This window comes from Aeromonas piscicola, from assembly GCF_000820005.1.
GTDB classification, from domain to species: Bacteria; Pseudomonadota; Gammaproteobacteria; order Enterobacterales; family Aeromonadaceae; genus Aeromonas; species Aeromonas piscicola.
Window position 1 is genome coordinate 71,536 of the sequence record NZ_CDBL01000039.1, and the last position, 21,828, is coordinate 93,363.

A 21,828-nucleotide genomic window follows, 5' to 3' on the forward strand; every position below is an offset into this window, starting at 1 on the left:
CAGCCGCTGTCATTGCTATGGTTATTTTAAGCTCAGGATTATACGTAGTTTTCTTTCAAAAAAATGAGAAACACCTCTCTTTTTAGGTATTACCCATAAAGTTTTTAAGTTTTTTATCAAAAATATTTAATAAGAATTATTCACGGATTGGCTAATGGCGCTGGTAGGTTCAAAAAACTAATCCGAATGTCGGTCTTGATGCGTTGCTTTATGACGAGATACCGCTTCGTATGAGAATTTCCATCCCCATAGTCCCGATCGTTGATGTGGTAATAACTATTGAAACAAAAGCATTTTTTCATAAAAAAAGGGGCCTGTGTGGCCCCTTTGATTTGCGTCGTTCAGATGCGGAACATGCCGACCTGAGTGCTCAGTTCACCTGAAATATTTTTAAGTTGTTCAGACAGATGGCGAGAACTGTCGGCATCCACCGCCAGTTCGTCCGACACATCCTTGACCGCCTGGATGTTGCGGCTGACCTCGTCGGTCACGGCGCGCTGCTCCTCGGCTGCGCTGGAGATCTGGGTGGCCATGTCGGAGATCTGGTTGATGGAGGCGGTGATCTGCTCCAGCGCCTGTGTGGCATCGTTTGCATCTTCCACGCTGTTCTGGGCCAGCAGCTGGCCTTCGTGCATGGTGCTGACGGCGCCCTGGGTGTTGCGTTGCAGTGTCTCTATCATGCTGCGGATCTCGACGGTGGAGCTGTGGGTACGTTGTGACAGTACCCGCACCTCGTCGGCCACCACGGCAAAGCCACGACCCTGCTCACCGGCCCGCGCCGCCTCGATGGCGGCGTTCAGTGCCAGCAGGTTGGTTTGCTCGGCTATGCCCTGGATGGTGGAGAGTATGGTGTTGATCTCCTGCGCATTCTTCTCCAGCTCCTGAATGATGCCGGAGGCCTGTTTGACCTGGGTGGCGAGATCCGTGATGGAGCGCTGGTTGCGGGCTATGACCTGCTTGCCATGATCACAGCTGCTGGAGGAGCTGCGGGCCGCATCAGCGGTCTGTTCGGCGTTGCTGGCCACTTCCACTGCGGTGGCGGACATCTCGTGCACTGCGGTGGCGATCTGGGAGATCTCGTTCTGTTGACGCGCCAGACCCTGGCTGGATTTCTCCGCCATGTTGTGGGAGGACTTGGCCTGCTGGTTCAGCTGGCCGGAAGAGTTGGAGATATCCTGCACCATCACATGGATGCGATCGATGAAGGTGTTGACGTGCTTGGCCACGACCCCCACCTCGTCTTCACGCTCGATCTTGACGCGGCGAGTCAGGTCACCGTTGCCGCGAGAGAGGTCGGCGATGGCCTCCCCCAGAGTTTTCAGCGGGGCCAGGGAGCCGTTGATGGCCACATAGGAGAAGCCGGCCACGATGAGAATGGTCAGCAGGCCCTGCAGCAGGGCGGAGGTGACCATGCGCGACACGGACTGATAGGCAACCGCTTGATCCACCACTATGCCGAAATACCAGTTGGTATTGGGGATTTCAGTCAGGTCGAACACGCTGAGTTTGCCGCTGATCTCCATCTCGGAGATGGTGTTGTCATGGGCCAGTTCGTTGACCTTGGCGGCGGTCAGATCCGGGGAGATGGCGGTGGCTTGTTTGAGGGTCAGCCCCTTGTCCGGGTGGGCTATGATGGTGCCATTGCTGTCCACCAGGATGGCGTAGGTGCCCTCCGAGTTAATGGCCAGCACATCGCTTACCAGCGCATCGATGGAGACGTCACCGGCGATCACCCCCTGAGTATTGCCGCGGGTGAACGGCTCGGCGATGGTGATGATGAGCTGACCCGTGGTGATGTCGGCATAGGGTGCCGTCACCACCATCTTGCCTGCCGCACTGGCATCCTTGTACCAGGGACGCTGACGGGGGTCATAACCGGCCGGCAGATCGGTCGGCTTGCTCTGGATCATCTTGCCATCTTTCGTGCCCACATAGACCAGATCGAAGTTGCCGGCGTTCATGGCCTGGGCCAGATGGCTGATGGGTTCATCCTCCTTGGTGAAGGCCTCCTTGGTGGAGGTGACCATGCTGATCCGGGCGTCCAGCCAGCGGGAGATGCCCTTCACATTGGCAACCGAGCTGTCGTCGATGAAACTCCAGATCAGGCGTTGGGTTTCGCTTCTCAGTTGGGAGGTGTTGTACCAGACCTGCATGCCTGTGATGACCAGGATAATGACCCCGATGGCGAGGACAAGCTTGTTCTTGATGGATAAGTTCATATTTACATCCTTGTGAGCGTCAGTCTGCGATGTGTCGTTTTATTGTTATGAGCCAACTGTTATCGGCCAAAGTAGAACTTTTTGTATCCCGGTGCGCACTTAAATTTATAGCCTAAATCAGCGTTTATCGATCTCCTGCCGAAATAGTGAGTCCGATCAGGCCGGAGGAAGGAAGCGGTCCGGCCGGTTGGTAAATATCCCGTCCACCCCTATGGCGACCAGTGCCGTCAGGTCGGCCGTGTGATCGACCGTATAGACCAGTACCTTCAATCCCCGTCGGTGGGCATCCATGACCAGCGCTGCGTCGACAAAGTCCACGTCGCAGTTGAGCGACCAGGCTCCTAGCTCGGCCGCAAACGCGGCCAAGGTGAACGGTATGGTGGCGGTCAAGGCTCCCAGCCGGATCTCGGGTCGCAATGCGGCAAAGCGGGCCAGCTCAGGATGGTGGAAGGAGGAGACGACCCAGTGCGCTGGCGCGAAGCCGAGCTGTGCCTCGGCGCGCCGGGTCAGCCGGGCCACCTCGTCGGCTGTGTGTGCCCCTTTCAGCTCGATATGCAGCTCGGCCTTGCCAGCGATAGCTTCCATCACCTGCCACAGGGTTGGGATGGGTTCTCCTTCCCCCGCATCAAGTCCCGCCAGATAGGCACGGGATTGCGTCGTCAGTACGCCGCCGCCGTTCGTGCAACGCTCCAGTCGCCGGTCGTGGAATACCCACAATTCGCCGTCAGCTTGCTGTACGTCTATCTCTATGGCTTGGGCCCCCAGTGCCAGCGCCAGCCGGATGGCCTTGAGGGTATTTTCCGGCGCCAGCCCGCTGGCTCCGCGATGGGCGATGATCTGCATGATATGGCTCCTGTTGCGCCGCGATCAGGCGCGGCTCAGTCGAATGTCGATCTGCTGGTGCGGCAGCCCCAGCCCTTGTTGTTGCAGCTTCTCCAGCACCAGCGAGTGCACCTCGTGGGTGATGGGCATGCGGTGATCCATGCTGTTCACATAGAGCCGGATCTCGTAGATCAGCGCAGAGTCGGTAAATTCGATCAGGAATACCTCGGGGGAGGGGGTCTCCAGTACCAGGGTGGAGGCTCTGATCGACTCTTCCAGAATGGTCTGTATTTTTCTGGGCTCCTGGGTCAGGCCGATGCGGATGCGCAGCCGTACCCGGGTGATGGCATCGGACAACGACCAGTTGATGAACTGCTCGGTGATGAAGGCCTTGTTGGGGACGATGATCTCCTTGCGATCCCAATCCACTATGGTGGTGGCGCGGGTCTTGATCTTGGTCACCGTGCCGGTCAGCTCGCGGATGGTGACGGTATCGCCGAGCCGGATCGGTTTTTCGAACAATATGATGAGACCCGAGACGAAGTTGGCGAAGATCTCCTGCAGGCCGAAACCCAGGCCGAGAGAGAGCGCCGCCACCATCCACTGCGCCTTGGACCAGTCGATGCCGAGGATGGAGAAACCGCTCAGCGCCCCCACCACCAGCACTATGTATTTGGTGACCGTGGTGATGGCAAAGCCGGTGCCGGGGGAGAGGCTCAGGTGCTGGAGCAGGGTCAGCTCCATCAGGCCCGGCAGGTTGCGGGCGGTGACCACGGTCAGGATGAAGGCAAAGGCCGTCAGCATCAGATCCTGCAAGGTAATGGCGGAGAGCTGCTCTATGCCGCCAATCTTGCTGGTGACCTGCCACACCTCGATACTGCGCAGGAAGCTGAACGCCGAGTTGAGTTCGGACCACTGCACCACCACCAGCATGGTGAAGCCCAGCATCAGCAGGGTGCGCACCAGCCCCAGCGACTGGGCGCTGATGGTATCCAGATCCAGCTCGGTATCTTCCACCACGTCCGGTATCTCCGAGCTGAGCTCGTCGTTGCCCTCTTCCCGGCCGCGTTGGGCCAGTATCTCGGCCCGTTTGCTCTTGGCCCGATCGAAGGCGAGACGGCGGCGCTGGATCAGCATCCAGCGATGGGCCAGATAGTAGATGAGCAGGCAGCCCAGCCCCATCAGCAGGCTGAGCTCCAGCTGGCGCAGCAGGATGCGGGACGTGTAGAAGTAGCCGAGCAGGGAGCCGATCACCGCCAGCAGGGGTGCCAGCATCAGGCTGTTCCAGATGAAGTGGTGCAGCAAATGGGGCTTGCTCATGTCGGCCTGACCCCAGGTGAGCGGCAGCCGCTCCCGGTTGAGGCGGGCAAAGAACAGCAGCAGCCAGAGGGCGCCGACGATGAAGGCCATCCGGCCGAGGGAGTCGTAGAAGGCGTGCTCCTGATAGCTGTTGGCCATCCCCTGCACGAAGAAGCTCGGGATGATCACCAGCAGCAGGGTGCGAAACTGGCTCCACACCTTCTGTACCCGCTCCTTCTGCCAGCGAAAATGCAGGATCAGGATCCCTTTCTCCAGGGTCAGGTGACGCGCCATCAAGAGTGCCAGCAGCAGGAACCAGATCTCGCCGAGGCCGCGGGCCACCGCCACCGCGAACGGATATTGCCAAGCGCCGTCGAGCAGGCCGCGCACCATCAGCACCATGGCGGGCAAGGGCAGGGAGGCGAGCAGGGAGCGCATCAGCAGCCGGCTGGTGAGGCTGAACTTGTCCTGGGTCACCTTGCCGATGCGGGGCGCTATGTGCTGGCTGTATTGAGTCAGATGGCGAGCGAGCTTGAACCAGCACCAGGCCAGCACCAGGATGCCGATACCGGCGAAGGTGAGGGTGATGGGGTTGTTTTCGGCGATGGCCTGGGGCAGTTGCAGCCAGTTGATCGGGTTGAGGGCGAGACCGAGGGCTGCTGGCACCCCGAGCAGCACGGCCGGGGTGAGTGGACGCACGTCCGGCATCCAGAACAGGTGGCTGGCGCTGAGATCGCGGATCTCGTCGATCTTGCTGTTCTGGCGGCTGTAGAGCAGCTTGAGCCGGGTCTGTTCCTGGATCAGGCTGTCGGAGGCGTCGTTGAGGCGGGTCAGCAGCTGCCGCCTGGCCTTGAGCAGGTTGTCGAGCACCGCCTGCTGGGAGCGGTCGAGGGCCACCTCGTCGGTGGCCATCAGCTGCTCGCGCATCTGGCGCGGATCCTTGAGCGCGTCCTGCTCCGTCTCGTACTGGTACTTGGCCATGCGCGCGTTGACGATGGCGGATTCCAGCTTGTCGAGCGGGAAGTAGGCCGGCAGATCGGAGAGTTTGCTGCGCAGGTTCTCGCCGTAGGCATTGCTGATCTGCAGCCATTCCAATTGCTCCCGCACCGAGTTGACCAGATCGTTCAGGGCCGAGAGGTTCTTGTCGATGGCCCTCTGATCGTCCTGCACCCGCTCTATCTGATCCTCCAGCGCGCCGAGCTGGATGGAGAGCGCCTGGTTCTGCTGTTGCTGTTCCAGCAGCAGCGGCATGTCGGAGGTGAGTTGCTTGCGCAGCCGTTCGCTCTCCGCCAGCGCCAGCTCCGTCTTCTCCCGTCGCAGCTGGTTTTGCTGGTTGAGCAGGCTGGTCTGCCACTCGTCCTCGTCCGTGATGGCGAGGTTGAGCTCCTGCAACTTCAGCTTGCCGAGATCGTTGCGCTGCTGGGAGGAGAGCTGCTCCAGCTCCAGCATCTGGATCCGGTCGGAGAGGCTCTGCTCCTTGAGGCGGGTGACCAGCTGCTGGGCCTCCTGCTGGCGGTCTGATTCGCTGCTGAAGCTGAGCCGGTCGAGCAGGGTACGGGTCTGCTGCAACTGCTTGCGCAGCTCGTCGACCCGCAGATGATACTCCTGGCCCGTGCTCTCGAGCTGGTTGAGGCTGTCCATCACAGCCTGGCGCTCCTTGCGCAGGTTGAGCTGGCGGTTGCTGCTCAGGCCTATGGCCTGGCGCAGCGCCTCCTCCTTCAGAGAGGAGAGCGGCAGGCGAGACTGGGGCTGATAGTTGTGCAGGCTCTCCTTGAGGCGGGCCGACTCCTTGGGGTAGTCGATGAGGATCTGCTGATAGGCCTTGCCCTGCTCGCGATAGCGCTGGGCCTCCCGGGCAAATTGCAGCGCCTGCTGATAACTTTCCCGCAACTTCTGGTTTTCCGGGGTGTCGGTCTTGGGCACGCTTTGCAGCAGCTCCTCCACTTGGGTGATGGCGTCATTGGCCTGAGCGAATGCGGGGAAGAGACAGAGGGAGAGCAGCAGCAGGGAGAGCAGGCGTTGCAACATGGCGCACGTTTCCGTTCATGAGAGGTCGCCCTAGCCTAAAGCAGGGGCCGAGGCGGGTAAAGTTTTCCATATTAATGATTTGTAACATAAATAACGGGCGCTTCGGACCTTGTTTGGCTATTATTCCGGCCGTTTTCCCCTCCTTAGAGCATCTTATGTCAGCAGTCGATCTGGGCACGGCCCCCCTTTCCCGCCTGTTTTGGCGCTACGTCACGCCGACCGTGGCCGCCATGCTGGTCACCGGTATCTATGTCACCATAGACGGCATCTTCGTCGGCCATATCCTGGGCCAGGACGGGCTGGCGGGCATGATGCTGGCGTATCCCATCTGCGCCGTGCTCTATGCGGTGGGGGCGCTGATCGGCATGGGATCCTCGTCGCTCGCCTCCTTCTACCTCGGCAAGGGGGAGCAGGCGAAGGCGCGGCACATAGTCGGCAATGCGCTGGTGATGGTGCTGCTCGCTTCGGCCGTGCTTGCCTTTATCGGCATCAATTATGGGGATGAGATGCTGGCCTGGATGGGGGCCGAGGGGCTCATATTCGACGCAGGACTCGCCTATCTGCAGTGGTACGCCTGGCTCGGGGTGTTTGCCGTGCTCTCCATGGCATTTACCGCCCTGCTGCGCAATGACGGTCGACCCGGTCTCGCCACCTGGATCCTGGTCGGCGGCGGCGTGCTCAACGTGCTGCTCGACTATCTGCTGATGGCGGTCGTCCCCTGGGGCCTCGCGGGGGCGGCCATCGCCACCATGCTCTCCCAGGCGGTGACCGGCGGCCTCTGTCTGTGGCACTTCTTCACCCCGCGCAGCCAGTTGCGCATTCGCTGGGATACGCTGGTACCGGACTGGCGACTGATGCGCGAGACGCTGCGGCTCGGGGTATCGAGCTTTCTGATGTACCTCTACCTGTCGGTGGTGCTGGCGCTGCACAACAAGGCGTTGCTGGCGGTGGGTACCTCGCTGCACGTGGCCGCCTATGGCGTCATCAGCTACAGCGAGGCCTTCTTCTATCTCATCTTCGAGGGGATCGCCATGGGTATACAGCCCATCGCCAGCTTCAACGCGGGGGCGGGCAACTGGCAACGGGTGTTGCGGGTGCGCAACCTGGCGCTGGGGGTCACCCTGCTGGTGGCGCTGTGCGGCATGATCCCGCTCTATCTGTGGCCGGAAGGGGTCGTCTATCTGTTTGCCGGCGACAACGCGGCCCTCTTGCCGGTGGCGAGCCTCGGCATCTGGCTCTACTTCTGGGGCCTGCCGATGGAAGGACTGTTGCTGGTGGGCGCCACCTACTTCCAGGCGATCAACCGGGCCCGCATCGCCTCCCTGCTCACCGGCGGCAAGCTGGTGCTGATCGGCGGTTTCTTGTGGGGCTTCTCCTCCCTGTGGGGGGTGGCCGGGGTCTGGCTGGCGTTGCCGACTTGCAGCACTGTGCTGGTGCTGGTGATGTGGTGGGCCATGCGCAAGGAGGCCGGCCTGCACGCCGCAGTTTGATATGCCGTCATCCGTCCATAAAAAAGGCAGCCCAGGCTGCCTTTTTCGTTTTATCCGCCTGCTCATCACAGCAGATGGACTGGATTGGCTGTCTCGAGTCAGGGCTTGAAGGCCCCGATAAAGATGGCGGGATCGACGCGGGCATCGTTGAGGCTGACGTTCCAGTGCATGTGGGGACCGGTGGCGCGACCGGTAGCGCCAACTCGGCCGACTATGCCACCACGGGGCAAACTCTGACCCAGTTTCACGTCGATCTTCGACATGTGGCAGAACATGCTGATCAGCCCCTGGCCGTGGTCGACAAAGACGGTGTTGCCATTGAAGAAGTAGTTGCCGATCAGGATCACCTTGCCGGCGGCCGGGGCCTTGATGGGGGTGCCGGCACCGACCGCGAAGTCGAGGCCTGAGTGGGGATTGCGCTCTTCGCCGTTGAAGAAGCGGCGCAGGCCGAACGGGCTGGAGAGCGGGCCCTGCACCGGCTTGTCGAACAGCAAGTTGCTGGGCAGGACAGGGCTGAAGGTTTGATAGGCCAGGGTCTGCTCCGCCAGTTCGCGGTTGATGCGCACCATGTCCTCGGCCAGCGGGTTGACCTGGCGGCCGTTCTTCAATTTGATGTGCTGCTCGCGGTAGTGCTTGTTGCCGACCGTGAAGCTGAGGGTGCGGCCATCATTCACCGTCAGCGTATGAGCCCCCGGCTGGCTTTTGAGGGGAATGCCGACGATGGCGATCCAGCGGCGATCCTCTTCCCGCACCACCAGCACGGGCTTGCCTTGATAACGGGCGGCCGGGGCCTGCGCTTCATTGCCAAGCGGTAACACGGCAACGCCGCCCGGCACCGGATGGTTGAGCAGACGGCTGATAAATCCCTCTGCGAGGGCGCACTGGCTGGCCAGCAGCAACAAGATACAACAAACGACTCTCATGACGGTTCCACGCTATAGGCTGGGGAAAATGAACAAGGGCAAGGGCATCAGGAAGCTGGCTGGAAGCGCTGATAGATGGCTTCCATCTGGACCGACACCTCCTGGCGTACCAGGTCCAGCTCCAGCATGTCCTGCACGACTTTCAGCTGGCTCGGGTTGAGGAAGGAGCGACTGCTCTCCAGCACCCGCTGGGTATAGGCCTTCTGGTTCTCCAGATAGGTGCCGGCATCGCCACTCTCCTGCTGGGCCAGTTGCTGGTTGGCGTCGCTCAGCAGACGCGTCAGGGATTGGCGCTGGGTCGGGGCCAGCAGCTCGCCGCGCTCCGCCAGTCGGCCCTGGATCTCCAGCAGGCGGTTGATGTCGCCCGAGTAGAGCTCCTGTTCCAGCCGGGTGCGGGTGTCGTCACCCAGCAGGTTGCTGATGTTGCTCCAGATGCGCTGGCTCTCCTGCTCGTAGGCATCGGGGTGATCGAAGCCGAGGCGATAGAGTTCGCGCAGCTGCTCCTGTACCTGACCGCGCACGTCCTCCACCACGTCCAGCCGATCGAACACTGTGGTGAGCTGGCTGCCCTGCTCGGCATCGTAGAGTCGCTCTATCAGCACAGAGCCGTCGCTGGACTGGCTCCACTGGCTGATGGCAGCCTCCAGCTCCGGATTGGGGGTCATGGCCTCCTGCGCGGGGGCGGGCTCACCCTGTGCTCCCTTGCCGGGTAGTTTGGCCATCAGGTTCTGATTGGCGTTCTGGCTCTGGCTGGCCGCTGTGTCACACTGGGCCACGGCAGGGCTTTCAGTGGCGTCGGGTTGCGGCTGGGGGGCTGAGGTGGCGGATTGAGCCTGCCATTGCCAGAGGTTGAGCAGCAGGGAGGCCAGCAGGATCGGCGCCAGATGAAGTGTACGCATCTTGGATTCTCTTGAATAAGTGAATGCCCCTGGTGCGGGGGTCTCTTATGATAACCGTAACGTCTGATACAAGCAGCCCTGACGTGCGAAGCGCCAACCGGCGATCGTCCGCCATTGAGTCAGCCGGCCCATGGCTCTAGAATCGGCAGCCAGCCCGTCATCATCTGAGGAAACGTTATGAATGGATTGTCCCCCTTGCGCGTCGAGCCCGCCCGTCACCCTATCGGGCGTGGCTGGGTCTGGGTGCGATCCGGCTTCGATATTTTCAACAAGGGCATGGGCGTCAGTGTCGCCATGGTCCTGATCTGGTTCGTGGTCGGCCTGCTGCTGGAGCGTCTGCCGGCGGGTGGCCTCATCTCCCAGTTGCTCTACATGGTGTGGGGCGCGGGCTGGGTGGTGGTGGCCCAGCGCGGCTACGAGGGCAATCAGCTCAAGTTTGCAGACTTCTTCGCCGGGTTTCGCAACAAGCTGACCCCCTTGATGCTGGGTGGCCTGCTGGTGCTGGCTCTGTTTACCCTGATCGGACTCATCTGCCTGGGGTTGCTCTCCATGTGGGGGTTGACCTCCCTGCTGACTCAGGATCCCGAGTCCATGGTGGTGAGCGTGGCGCAGGTGCAGGGGCTGTTGTTCTGCCTGTTGCTGGGGCTGGCACTGCTGATCCCGGTGTTGATGGCTATTACCTTCGCGCCCGCCCTCATCTATTTCCACGATGTCGGCATATTGCAGGCCGCCAAGCTCAGCTTCAAAGGTTGCCTGACCAACATGTGGCCCTTCTTCTGGTGGGGACTGATCGCCGCCGGGCTGATGCTGTTTGGTGCTGCCCTGATGTTGATCGGCCTGCTGGTGGTGATACCGGCCCTCAACTACTCCATCTACGTGGCGTATCGGGACATCTATCTGGATGTATCGCAGGAGGCAGAGTCAGAGGCTCCGCTGACCGGCTTCGAAGCCTGAGCCGGATGCCATGACCGGGATGTCATGAACAAGGGGCCTGCGGGCCCCTTTTGCATGGTGCCGTTACTCCTGCCACATGGGATCGGCCGCCATGCGTACTATCAGGAAATCGAGGAAGCTGCGCAACAGGGGCGACATCTGCTTGCGGGTACCATAGACACCGTAGACCCCGAGGCGCTTGGGTTGCCACGCCTCTAGCAGCGGTACCAGAGCGCCACTCTCCAGCTGGGATTGTACCGAGTAGCGGGGCTGCATGCTGATGCCGGCACCACCCAGGGTCGCCTCCAGCAGCAGGTTGGATATGTTGGCACTGAGATTGCCGCTGACCGGCACGGATTCAGGCCCGGCGGGTCCCTGAAACTCCCACAGGCTCTTGCCGAAATAGGTGTAGGTGAGGCAGTTGTGCAGGGCGAGATCCTGCACCTTGTGCGGGGTCGGGTGTCTGGCCAGGTAGGCCGGGCTGGCACAGACCACGGAGTGGCAGGTGCCGAGCCGGCGGGCCACCAGGTTGGGATCCAGATCATTGGTGATGCGAATGGCCAGATCGATCCGCTCCTCCACCAGATTGACGGTACGATCCAGCAGCAGGATGTCGATGGCGGTGCCGGCATACTGGGCCAGATAGTCGTTGGCGGCCCCCACCAACAGAGCTTCGGAGAGGGAGTAACTGCTGGTGATGCGCAGTTGTCCCTTGGGCGCCTCATCGCCGCGGATGGCGATCTGTTCCATCTCTTCCCCCAGTGCCAGCATGGCCCTGGCGCGGTTCAATGCCTCTTCCCCCGGGCCTGTCAGGCTCAAACGGCGGGTGGTGCGATGCAGCAGACGGGCCCCCATCCACTGCTCCAGTTCCGCGAGGTAGCGCGTCACCATGGCGCGCGACATCTCCAGCTTCTCCCCGGCGCCGCTCAGGCTGCCCTGTTCGACTACGCTGACAAAGACCCGTAATGCGGTCAGTCGATCCATATGCAGGCTCTCTATATGCTCGATTAATGCAACAGTGATGCGCTTATTATGCTGTATTTGTACCGTTAATGATCCAATAAACTGTGTCCATCTGATGAACCCCTGATGACTTGATGAGGAATACCCGATGAACAACACCCTGATCCGCAACCTGACCCTGGCCACCACCCTGCTGAGTGGCGCCGCCATGGCAGCCCCCCTGACAGTGACTGTCTATAACCCGGGCGAGAAGGCCATCTTCCCTGTCTCCTCTTCTCTGGTGGCCGGTGACAAAGAGGCCATTCTGATCGATGCCCAGTTTGATGTGAAAAATGGCCAGGCGCTGGTCGACATGATCAAGCAAAGCGGCAAGCAACTGACCACCGTCTATATCAGCGCGGGTGATCCTGACTTCTACTTCGGTCTGGAGCCCATCATGAAGGCGTTTCCTAAAGTCAAAGTCCTGGCTGACCAGCATGTGGTTGACCACATCAACAAGACCAAGGATGACAAGCTGACCTATTGGGGACCTATCCTGGGTGCAGGTTCACCCAAAACCCTGACGGTACCGGAAGTGATGACTGCCTCTTACCTGACCCTCGAAGGCGAGAAGATCGAGATCAAGGAGATGAACACGCCGACCGCTTACCTGTGGGCGCCGTCCATCAAGACAGCGTTGGGTGGTGTGCCCGTTTACAGCGGCGTGCACGTCTGGATGGCGGACAGCCAGACCAAGGAAGCCCGCGCTCACTGGGTGAAGACTCTCAACGAGCTGCTGGCCATGAAACCCGAGCGTGTCATACCAGGTCACTTCCTGGGTACTGCGCCCAAGGGCACCGAAGCCGTGACCTTCACCCGTGACTATGTCCAGCGCTTCGAGCAGGAGCTGGCCAAGTCCAAAAACTCCGGCGAGTTGATTGAAGGCCTGAAGAAAGCCTTCCCGTCCCTGCCGGTCGACGATGGTCTGGCCATAGGTGCCAAGGTCAACACCGGTGAAATGAAGTGGTAATTGCCTGACGCCTGCTTCCCTGTGTTTTTTACCGGGCCCTTGGGCCCGGTTTTTTTAGCCAAACAATCGAGAATGAATCACATGAACGAGACAAGCCTGCATTACGTATATGATCCCCTCTGCGGCTGGTGCTATGGCGCTGCCCCCTTGCTGCAAGCAGCGGCCGGGCTCCCTGGTCTTCACATCGAACTGCATGCCGGCGGCCTCTGGCTGGGCGAGCGTCGTCAGCCCATGGGTCAGGCCCTGCGTGACTACGTCCGCCCTCATGACGAGCGGATCCAGGCCCTGACTGGCCAGTCTTTCGGCGAGGGTTATTTCAACGACTTGCTGCTGCGCGATGGCCTGCTGCTCGACTCAGAGCAACCCATCCGCGCCATCCTGGCGATGTCGGTGTTGGGCGGCAATGGTCTGACCCTGCTGCATCGCATCCAGCAGTCCCACTACCGCGATGGTATCTGGATAGGTTCCCTTGAGCACCTGAGCAGCCTGGCGGCAGAGCAGGGCATTGATGCTGCGGCATTTGCGGATGCTTATCAGAATGTGGATCTGGCCGGCCATCTGGCAGACAGCCAGGGCTGGATGCGCCGCCTCGGTGGACAGGGCTACCCCACGCTGGGTCTGGTGCAAGGGGACAAGGTGACGCAGCTGTCCGCTTCTTCCTTCCTGGGTGAGCCGGTGGCCTTTGCCCGTCAGATCCAGGCAGTGATGGGACGCTGAATCCGCGCCCGTCGATTGGCGAGCGGGATGAAAAGTGAACCCTGGCTGAGAGAGTACGATTTCTCCTAACCGCTTCGTCCTCATGCTATCCGTGAAAGTGACGATATATTGACTAGCGGATAGTTTGAAAATCATCCGCTTGCGATCATCACGCTATGCTCTATGGGGATAGCTCGGGAGTTCGGCTCCACGGGTTTGCGTCTAGCCGCCAAGGATACCAATCATGTTCAAAAATATGTCTATAGGTCAGAAGTTGAGTGCCGGCTTTGCCGTATTGGCCTTGCTGGTTCTGGGGTTGGCGTGGTTTTCCATCGCTCAGCTGTCACGCCTCTACGGTGATACTGAAACCATCTCCGGGAATTTGTTGCCATCGACCCGCTATGCCAGCCAGATGCATGTGGCGATTCTCGATGCCCGTCGCTCCGAGCTGGCTCAGGTCATCGGCGGCCTGAACAAGGATGCCCAGGAGGTCAGTGACCGCACCGCCACCTTCAACAAGGCCAAGCAGGAGTTTGATGCGGCGGCGCAAAAATATGGCTCGCTGCCCTTCAGCACGGATGAAGAGCGGCAGACCTACGAGCAGTTGATTGCTGCCGGTGCCAAATATTTCTCCGTGCATGAGGAGCTGGTGACAGCCTTTTCCAATGGTGATCTCGAACGGGTCAAAAGCCTGCGTAAAAATGAGACCCGTGTTGCCTTGGAAGAGGTGGGTTCCAAATCCTATCGTCTGCGCGAGATCAACAACGAGATTGCTGATGGCATGGTGAAATCAGTCGCCGAGCTTTACAGCAGCTCGCGCAACATGAGCATCCTGGTGGGGGCAGCGACGCTGGCGTTCGTTGTCGTTGTGGCCTGGTTGCTGACCGGCCAGATCCGTAACCCCGTGATGGCCCTGCTGGAGCAGACTCGCAAGGTCTCTGCCGGTGATCTGGCGGCTCACCTCGACATGAATCAGTTCAACAACGACGAATTGGGGCAACTGGCCAAGGGATTTGGCGAGATGCAGGGTAGTCTGCGCAACCTGGTTAGCGAGGTGTCCGGTTCAGTGGTACAGCTCAGCTCGGCGGCCGAGGAAATCAGTGCCGTGGCCCGCCAGTCTGCCACCAACATGAACAATCAGCAGCATGAGCTGAACCAGCTGGCCACCGCCATGAACGAGATGCAGGCCACGGTACAGGAGGTGTCCCGCAACACCAGTGATGCCGCCAGTGCCGCCAGTGCCGCTAGCAGCACGGCCGAGCTGGGGGCTCGCACCGTCAACGACTCCATCAAACGGATTGAGCAGGTGGCTGGTGCCATCGAGAGCACAGCCGTGGTGATCCGTCAGCTCGGTGATGACAGTCGCAACATCGGCATGGTGCTGGAAGTGATCCGCGGGATCGCCGAACAGACCAACCTGCTGGCGTTGAACGCCGCCATCGAGGCGGCTCGGGCCGGTGAACAGGGCCGTGGTTTTGCCGTGGTGGCCGATGAAGTGCGTACCTTGGCGAAACGGACGCAGGATTCCACCTCCCAGATCAACACCATCATTGCCGAACTGCAGCAGCGGGCCGAACAGGCCGGCACCACCATGCAGCAGAGTCAGGAGATGATGAACTCTACCGTGAGCACGGCGCGGGAGGCGGGGGCGTCCATTTCCGAGATCAGCGGCTCTGTGGAGAGCATCTCCCACATGAACATACAGATCGCGACCGCGACCGAAGAGCAGGGGGCGGTGAGCGAAGAGCTTAACCGCAACGTGGTCAACATCAGCCATGCCTCCGAAGAGGTGGCGGCTGGTGCAACCCAGATGGCACAGGCCTGCAACGACCTCAACCACCTGGCGACTCAGCTGCAGGAGATGGTACGTCGCTTCCGGGTGTAATGACGGTTTGACACCCGCCGCTTGAGCGGGCCCGGATCCTGGATCCGGGCCCGTTTTGTTTTTTCATCCGCCCCTCTTTTTACATTCAGTCGCCATCCCTTGTCGCTCCTGTCTTTCTTGGGCATGCTAATGGCCCAATTAGTTGGCAGGATTCTGGATGTATGAACCTTCGCGATCTCGAGTATTTGGTGGCATTGGAAGAGGAGAAGCACTTTCGCAAAGCGGCGGAGCGCTGCTTCGTCAGCCAGCCGACCCTGAGTGGCCAGCTGCGCAAGCTGGAGGATGAGCTGGGGGTGATCCTGATCGAGCGCACCTCGCGCAAGGTGCTGTTTACCCCGGCCGGTGACGCCATGGCCCATCAGGCCCGCAAGGTGCTAAAAGAGGTGCGTGAGCTCAAAAGCATAGGCCAGCACTTTGCCGAACCCATGTCTGGAGAGATCCATATCGGTTTCATTCCCACCGTCGGTCCCTATCTGCTGCCCCACATCATCCAGGATCTGCGCGAGCATTTTCCCAAGCTGGAGTTTTATCTTTATGAGGAGCAGACCCAGGTGCTGCTCAAGCGACTGGAAGAAGGGGAGCTGGATTGTCTCATCCTCGCCGAACTTGAGGGTATGGAAGGGTTTGGCTCGATTCCCCTCTATCAGGAACCCATGTGGCTGGCGGTACCGCAGCATCACCCGGAAGCCAGGGCCAAGTCGGTGCCGCTTAGCAATCTCAAGGGCAAGAAGCTGCTGATGCTGGCCGATGGCCACTGTCTGCGGGATCAGGCGATGGGATTCTGCTTCGCCGCCGGTATCGGTGAGGATCAGCGCTTCAAGGGCACCAGCCTGGAGACGCTGCGCAATATGGTCGCCGCGGGCAGCGGCATGACGCTGGTGCCAAAACTGGCCGTGCCTGCCAATGCGGAGGAGAGGGGCGTCAGCTATCGCCCCGTGATTGACCCCGTGCCGGGCCGTGCCATCTCGTTGCTCTATCGCCACTACTCGGTACGCAGGCCCTGTTTCAACGAGCTGGCAGCCCGTATCTCCAGCCTGATGAAGAGCCTGCTCGGCTGACATTTCCGAAGCACAAAAAGAAAACCGGCGCCTTGGCGCCGGTTTTTTTATCTTGAGCTGTCGCTTAGAAGATGTCGTCGGTAGAGACGGGCCCGTCAGTGGGCGAGCCGTCGCCGCCATACACCTGATTGCCGTCCGAGCTCTGGGTCGCATAGCGGGTCGGCTCAGTGCCTTCCTTGAAGAACTCCTCCGTGCTGCTGCCATCGGTGCGATTGGTCAGCAGACCGGTTTCGCGATCGATTCGTACCGTGATGATCCCCTCGGGTACCGGCATCTTGCGCTCAGGCACCTGTTTGAGCGCCTTCTTCATGAAGTCGATCCAGATAGGTTGGGCGGCGCCGCCGCCGAATTCGGCGCGGCCAAGACCACGCTGGTGGTTGTCAAAACCTATCCATGAGGTGGCGACCAGGTTCGGCGTGTAACCGGAGAACCAGGCATCACGGGATTCGTTGGTGGTCCCCGTCTTGCCGGAGATGTCGTGACGCTTGAGGTCGCGAGCCGCCCGCCAGCCGGTACCGCGCCAGCCATTGCCACCCCAGATGGCGGTGGTCAGGGTATCCGTGACCAGGAAGGTGCTCTGGGCACTGATGGTCTGTGGTGCCATGTTGTTGGGTACGACAGGATCGATTGGGCACTGGGCCTTCCAGTCGCCGCTGGTATTGGCGTAGGTATCTGCACTGTCGAGACCTGCTGCGGCCAGCACGCCGCAGTCACGACAGGCGGCGGCGGGGTTGGCTTGATACAGGGGCTCCCCGAAGCTGTCGGTCACGTCCGTGATGAAATAGGGGGTGACCTGGAAGCCGCCGTTGGCCATGACGGAATAACCGCGCACCACTTCCAGCGGGGTGAATTCGGCGGCGCCCAGCGCCAGAGATTCATTGCGGGAGATGGTATCGCGCGCAAACCCGAAGCGGGTCAGGCCGTCGATATAGGTGTCCAGACCGATGGCGCGCATCAGTCGCACCGACATCACGTTCTTGGACTTGGCAAGACCGAGCCGCAGCGAGGTGGGGCCTTCGTAGATGGCCGGGGAGTTCTTGGGCTGCCACATGGGGCCCTTGGAGGGGTCCCACTGGTTGATTGGCGCATCATTGATGAGGGAGGCCAGGGTATAGCCCTGCTCCAGCGCGGTAGCATAGAGGAATGGCTTGATATTGGAGCCAATCTGACGGCGCGCCTGATCGACCCGGTTGAACTTGGACAGTTCGAAGCTGAAGCCGCCGACCAGGGCCTCGATGGCACCGTCTTGCGGGTTCATGGCCACCAGGGCGGCGTTGACCTCGGGGATCTGGGAGAGCAGCAACTCTTCCCCCTTCTCCCGCACCCAGATTTGGGCGCCGACTTTCAGCATATCGTGGGCGGAGCGGGGGGCGAAGCCCTGGCGATCATCGGTGATGAAGGCCCGAGCCCATTTGATGCCGTTCCAGCCGAGCTCTGCCTGTTTGCCATTTTTCAGCACCAGGGTCGCACTCTTGTCACCCAGCTTGGTGACCACGGCGGCCATCAGGGGCTCGTAAGTGGGCTGCTTGGCCAGGTGAGCCATGATCTGGTCGTAATCCCAGTCGGCTTCTCCCGCTTTCCACAGCTGGGCTGTCGTGCCACGGTAGCCATGACGGGTGTCGTAGTCGAACACGCCATCCAGCAGGGCCTGGCGTGCGGCACGCTGGCGCTTGGCAGTGACTGTGGTGTAGACGTGCAGGCCCATGGTGTAGGCATCTTCACCAAACTGTTCCACCATCTTCTGGCGCACCATCTCCCCCAGGTAAGGGGCATTGAGGGTGATCTCGGCGCCGTGATAGCGGGCCTTGATCGGCATCTTGGAGGCCTCGTCATACTGGGTCTGGGTGATCTTGCCGGTTTCCAGCATGCGACCCAGCACCACGTTACGGCGGGCGAAGGCACGCTCCGGTGAACGGATCGGGTTCAACATGGATGGTGCCTTGGGCAGGCCGGCTATGATGGCGATCTCGTCCAGGGTCAGATCCTTGACCTCCTTGCCAAAGTAGACCTGAGCGGCTGCGCCTATCCCAAACGCGCGGTAACCGAGCGGTATCTTGTTGAGGTAGAGCTGCAGTATCTCGTCCTTGGAGAGATTCTGCTCGATACGCCAGGCTAGGAACACTTCCTTGACCTTGCGCACTATGGTCTTCTCATTGCTCAGGAAGAAGTTGCGGGCGACCTGCTGGGTGATGGTACTGGCGCCCTGACGGGCATGGCCAGAGACGGCCCAGACGGTGGCAGCTCGAATGATACCTATCGGATCTATGCCCGGGTGCTCATAGAAGCGGGCATCCTCGGTCGCGAGTACGGCATCTATCATGGACTGGGGAATTTCATCCAGACGCAGCGGTATGCGACGAATTTCGCCAAATTGGGAGATCAATTCCCCATCCCGGCTGTACACCTTCATCGGTGTGGCCAGCTTGACGTCGCGCAGCGCGGTCACATCGGGCAACTGGGGCTTGATGTAGAAGTAGATGCCGATGAGGCTGGCAACACCCAGCACAGCACCCAGCATCATGACAATAAACAGGCGTACGAGCCATTTCAGCATGGAAGAACTACCAATCGTCTTAAAATTAGCCAACGGGCGCAGAGTATAGCCCTTTTGCCTCCGGGAATTCGAGGTTTTCCTGTCAGCAGTCAGGCTCCTCGAGAAGAGGCGGGAGGTTAGCATTCTGCGGCTCAATAACCAAGGGGAGGCGGGGGCGGCAAGAAAGCGAGATGCATCACTTTTCGGTGTAAACTTTATGACATTGATAGATAGAGCATTTAGGATGAGTCAAGTCATCACCATCTGATTAGCTGTCCTACAATCAATCCTAAAACCCAATAACGCATGGATGTGTATATGTTTGGGCTATTCAATAAAGGTTCCCTGCTTCCCTTGGTGGGTATTGATTTTGGGAGCCAGAGTATCAAGGCTGTCACTATCGCCGGGCGCCCCGGCAAGCTGCATTTCGAATCAGTGGCCGAAGTGGCTACCCCCAAGGGTACGCTGGTCGATTATCAGTTGCAGGATATTGAACGAGTCAGCCAGTCTCTCAAAACCCTCAAGCGTCTTATCAATGGTAACAGCCAATATGCTGCGACGGCCGTCACTGGCTCCAATGTGATCACCAAGGTCATTCAGGTCGATACGCGTCTCAGCGAAAACGAGTTGGAAAATCAGGTCCAGCAGGAAGCAGAGCAGATAATTCCCTTTCCCCTCGATGAAGTGAGCCTGGACTTTGAGATCATCGGCATGGTCAACGATCAGGATCGTCAGGAGGTACTACTGAGTGCGGCCCGCACCGAGAGCGTGAGTGGTCGAGTCACCGCCTTGGCTGAAGCTGGAATGATCACCAAGGTGGTGGACGTGGGAGCTCATGCTTTGGGACGCGCCGTCCTCGCCTGTTTACCTGATTTGCTTGCTTGGGAAAAACCGGTTGGCGTGATCGATATCGGTGCCAGCGCCATGACGTTTGTTGCGTTAATCAAAGGTCAGACAACTTATTCAAGAATTCAGAACTTTGGCGGTGATCAATATAGCCAGGCATTGTCTTCTTTCTATCAAATGAGCCTGGAGGAGGCGGAGCTTGCCAAGATTAAGGGCTCTCTGCCTGCCGACTATGAACTGGACGTGTTATTACCCCATATCAACGCCTTGTTGCAACAAGTCAGGCGTAACGTTCAGCTGTTTTGCAGCTCCTCCGGACACCGGGAGCTGTCCAAGCTGGTGCTGACTGGCGGTGGCAGTTTGATACCTGGGCTGGTCGCCCAGGTCGGCAATGAACTTAACTGTGAAGTATTGCATCCCGATCCCTTTGCCCTGTTTGGCAAGCCCAAAGGGGAGGGGGGGCTAGCCCATGGTGCCAAGTACATGACGGCGCTGGGTCTGGCATTGAGGAGCTTCACACCATGTCAAATATAAACCTCCTTCCCTGGCGTGAAGCCAGAGCCCTGCGGCAGAAAAAACAGTTCGGGGTCATGCTCGGGATTTTCCTAGCGATCACCGCTTCCCTCGGCTTTGCCGCCGACTGGCTGGTGGAGCAGCAGATCAGCCATCAACAGCAGCGCAATCAACGCTTGCAGCAGGAGATGACCATACTCGACGCACAGCTCGGCGAGATCCGCTTGCTGAAGGAAAGGCGCAAGGAGCTGATCGATCGCATGCAACTGATCGAGCATCTGCAGATGCGTCGCAACCTGCCGGTTCGGCTGTTCAACCAGTTGCCCTCGCTGGTACCCAACGGTGTGTATCTGAACACGCTTGCCTTGCAAGACAACCGGATCGACGTCAACGGCAAGACCGAAGCCTATGGTCGGGTTGCCAGCATGATGCGGCGTATCGATGGTTCCGGCTGGCTTGGGCAATCACAGATAAGCACGATTTTTGCGGCCGACGTTGCGCCTGTCTCGCTGAGCCAGTTCTCCATGATGTTCCAGGTCGCAGCTGCGGCAGGCGCCACCGTCGATGCGGTTAAGGGGCAAGAATGAACCTACAACAGCTCAATGAACTGGATCTCAACAACATTGCCGGCTGGCCCAAGTTGGCCAAAGGCATTTTCATCCTGTTTTTCTGTGCGCTGCTGGGCGGCGCCATCTATTACTACGTGATTGCGCATTCATTGACCTTGTTGACTGAGGAAGCCAACAAGGAAGCTGAACTGAAAGCGCAGTTCGAGAGCAAGGCGATGCTGGCTGCCAATCTGGGGGCATACAGGATACAGATGGTGCAGCTTGAGCAGTTGGTCGATACCCAGCTCAAACAGTTACCCAATACTCACGAGGTGGCGGGCTTGCTGGACGATATCAGCTTCATTGCAACCGACAATGGTCTCAAATTGAATCGTATCAACTGGGAGCCCGAGATAAAGCACGAGTTTTCCACTGAACTGCCCATGCGGATCGAGGTGGTAGGTACCTACCATGAGATTGGCAAGTTCACGGCCGACATGGCGGCGCTGCCGCGGATTGTCATTCTGGAGTCGTTCACCCTGGGTCAGAGCAAGGAGCCGGACGAGATGATCGGCATGTCGATGCTGGCCAAGACCTACAAGTACAACGGCAAGACAGTGGGGCAGAAAAAATGAGAATGATCTGCGTACTGTTGCCGGTGTGTCTGCTGACAGCCTGCGGTGGGCAGGATGACATGGATAACTATGTGGCTCAGACCAAGGCCAGGCAGCCAGTGCCTATCGAGCCGTTGCCTGAAATCAAACCATTTTCGCCCATGGCCTATCACCTCAGCGATCAGCGCAGCCCCTTCATTGCGCCCCAGCCCGAGGCCAGCAGCGCCAAGGTGGATGCTAATGTGAAACCAGATTGTGCCCAGATAGTCGCCAACAGAGAGAAAGAAGTGTTGGAGAGTTATTCGCTGGCCAGCCTGAGCATGCAGGGATCGCTCGGCAAGCAGGGCCAATTGTGGGCCTTGATACGGACGCCAGATGGTCAATCCGTCCGAGTGGGCCTCAACCAACATATGGGACTGGATCAGGGCCGGGTGATCAGGATCACTGATACCTACGTGGATTTGATTGAGACTATACCGGATGGCAAAGGATGCTGGGTCACCAGAGAAACCCAGTTGGGCATGGCCAATCTTGAAGCAAAACGATAATC

General features: G+C 59.6%; 17 protein-coding genes. 10 read left to right on the forward strand and 7 right to left on the reverse strand.

The window, feature by feature from the left end; translation table 11 throughout:
• Nucleotides 1-341 precede the first annotated feature (341 nt).
• The 3 genes from BN1128_RS08555 to mscM all read right to left on the reverse strand — a co-directional run bounded on the left by BN1128_RS08555 (nucleotide 342) and on the right by mscM (nucleotide 6,368).
• Entirely contained in the window at nucleotides 342-2,219 is a 1,878-nt protein-coding gene (locus BN1128_RS08555; protein WP_042867668.1) for a methyl-accepting chemotaxis protein, read from the reverse strand.
• Between the two features lie 156 nt (nucleotides 2,220-2,375).
• Entirely contained in the window at nucleotides 2,376-3,062 is a 687-nt protein-coding gene (locus tag BN1128_RS08560; protein ID WP_042867670.1) for a glycerophosphodiester phosphodiesterase, read from the reverse strand.
• A 24-nt stretch (nucleotides 3,063-3,086) separates the two neighbouring features.
• Complete coding sequence (mscM, locus tag BN1128_RS08565; protein WP_042867672.1) at nucleotides 3,087-6,368, reverse strand: miniconductance mechanosensitive channel MscM; 3,282 nt, start codon at nucleotides 6,366-6,368, stop codon at nucleotides 3,087-3,089.
• A 155-nt stretch (nucleotides 6,369-6,523) separates the two neighbouring features.
• On the opposite strand from mscM, the gene BN1128_RS08570 reads away from it, so the two are divergent.
• The gene (locus tag BN1128_RS08570; protein ID WP_042867674.1) at nucleotides 6,524-7,858 is read left to right on the forward strand and encodes an MATE family efflux transporter; all 1,335 of its coding nucleotides are present in this window, start codon (nucleotides 6,524-6,526) and stop codon (nucleotides 7,856-7,858) included.
• A 98-nt stretch (nucleotides 7,859-7,956) separates the two neighbouring features.
• Here BN1128_RS08570 and BN1128_RS08575 read toward each other — a convergent pair whose 3' ends face one another.
• Nucleotides 7,957-8,781, reverse strand: a complete 825-nt coding sequence (locus BN1128_RS08575; protein WP_042867676.1) for a M23 family metallopeptidase — start codon at nucleotides 8,779-8,781, stop codon at nucleotides 7,957-7,959.
• A gap of 47 nt (nucleotides 8,782-8,828) precedes the next feature.
• Nucleotides 8,829-9,680 carry a hypothetical protein gene (locus BN1128_RS08580; RefSeq protein ID WP_042867678.1) on the reverse strand — a complete coding sequence of 284 codons (852 nt, stop codon included), beginning with the start codon at nucleotides 9,678-9,680 and terminating at the stop codon, nucleotides 8,829-8,831.
• A 177-nt stretch (nucleotides 9,681-9,857) separates the two neighbouring features.
• On the opposite strand from BN1128_RS08580, the gene BN1128_RS08585 reads away from it, so the two are divergent.
• A complete protein-coding gene (locus BN1128_RS08585; RefSeq protein WP_042867679.1) occupies nucleotides 9,858-10,634 on the forward strand; it encodes a BPSS1780 family membrane protein in 777 nt (258 codons plus the stop codon).
• Between the two features lie 63 nt (nucleotides 10,635-10,697).
• Here the strand turns inward: BN1128_RS08585 and BN1128_RS08590 are convergent, their stop codons facing one another.
• Nucleotides 10,698-11,597 (reverse strand): LysR family transcriptional regulator, encoded by a 900-nt coding sequence (locus tag BN1128_RS08590; protein ID WP_042867681.1) that lies wholly within the window; start codon nucleotides 11,595-11,597, stop codon nucleotides 10,698-10,700.
• A gap of 127 nt (nucleotides 11,598-11,724) precedes the next feature.
• Here BN1128_RS08590 and BN1128_RS08595 point away from each other — a divergent pair, with 127 nt between their 5' ends.
• From BN1128_RS08595 to oxyR, 4 genes are all read left to right on the forward strand, one after another.
• The gene (locus tag BN1128_RS08595) at nucleotides 11,725-12,585 is read left to right on the forward strand and encodes a Vmh family MBL fold metallo-hydrolase (protein ID WP_042867683.1); all 861 of its coding nucleotides are present in this window, start codon (nucleotides 11,725-11,727) and stop codon (nucleotides 12,583-12,585) included.
• A gap of 81 nt (nucleotides 12,586-12,666) precedes the next feature.
• A complete protein-coding gene (locus BN1128_RS08600; RefSeq protein ID WP_042867685.1) occupies nucleotides 12,667-13,302 on the forward strand; it encodes a DsbA family protein in 636 nt (211 codons plus the stop codon).
• A gap of 223 nt (nucleotides 13,303-13,525) precedes the next feature.
• Nucleotides 13,526-15,166: a methyl-accepting chemotaxis protein gene (locus tag BN1128_RS08605; RefSeq protein ID WP_042867687.1), complete on the forward strand. Its 1,641-nt coding sequence runs from the start codon at nucleotides 13,526-13,528 to the stop codon at nucleotides 15,164-15,166.
• 161 nt (nucleotides 15,167-15,327) lie between these two features.
• On the forward strand, nucleotides 15,328-16,224 hold the full coding sequence (gene oxyR, locus BN1128_RS08610) for a DNA-binding transcriptional regulator OxyR (protein WP_042867689.1): 897 nt from the start codon (nucleotides 15,328-15,330) through the stop codon (nucleotides 16,222-16,224).
• 64 nt (nucleotides 16,225-16,288) lie between these two features.
• Here the strand turns inward: oxyR and BN1128_RS08615 are convergent, their stop codons facing one another.
• Complete coding sequence (locus BN1128_RS08615) at nucleotides 16,289-18,778, reverse strand: penicillin-binding protein 1A (RefSeq protein WP_042867691.1); 2,490 nt, start codon at nucleotides 18,776-18,778, stop codon at nucleotides 16,289-16,291.
• 285 nt (nucleotides 18,779-19,063) lie between these two features.
• Here BN1128_RS08615 and tapM point away from each other — a divergent pair, with 285 nt between their 5' ends.
• The 4 genes from tapM to BN1128_RS08635 are packed head-to-tail and all read left to right on the forward strand — an operon-like array spanning nucleotide 19,064 to nucleotide 21,826.
• A complete protein-coding gene (tapM, locus tag BN1128_RS08620; RefSeq protein WP_156140159.1) occupies nucleotides 19,064-20,137 on the forward strand; it encodes a PilM family type IVa pilus assembly protein TapM in 1,074 nt (357 codons plus the stop codon).
• Nucleotides 20,125-20,703 carry a PilN family type IV pilus biogenesis protein TapN gene (gene tapN / locus BN1128_RS08625; RefSeq protein WP_042867695.1) on the forward strand — a complete coding sequence of 193 codons (579 nt, stop codon included), beginning with the start codon at nucleotides 20,125-20,127 and terminating at the stop codon, nucleotides 20,701-20,703. The genes tapM and tapN overlap by 13 nt, the downstream gene beginning before the upstream one ends.
• Nucleotides 20,700-21,299, forward strand: a complete 600-nt coding sequence (gene tapO, locus BN1128_RS08630; protein WP_042867697.1) for a PilO family type IV pilus biogenesis protein TapO — start codon at nucleotides 20,700-20,702, stop codon at nucleotides 21,297-21,299. Before tapN ends, tapO begins: the two co-directional genes overlap by 4 nt.
• Nucleotides 21,296-21,826, forward strand: coding sequence for a pilus assembly protein PilP (locus BN1128_RS08635; protein ID WP_042867699.1), 531 nt, complete (start codon nucleotides 21,296-21,298; stop codon nucleotides 21,824-21,826). Before tapO ends, BN1128_RS08635 begins: the two co-directional genes overlap by 4 nt.
• Nucleotides 21,827-21,828 lie beyond the last annotated feature (2 nt).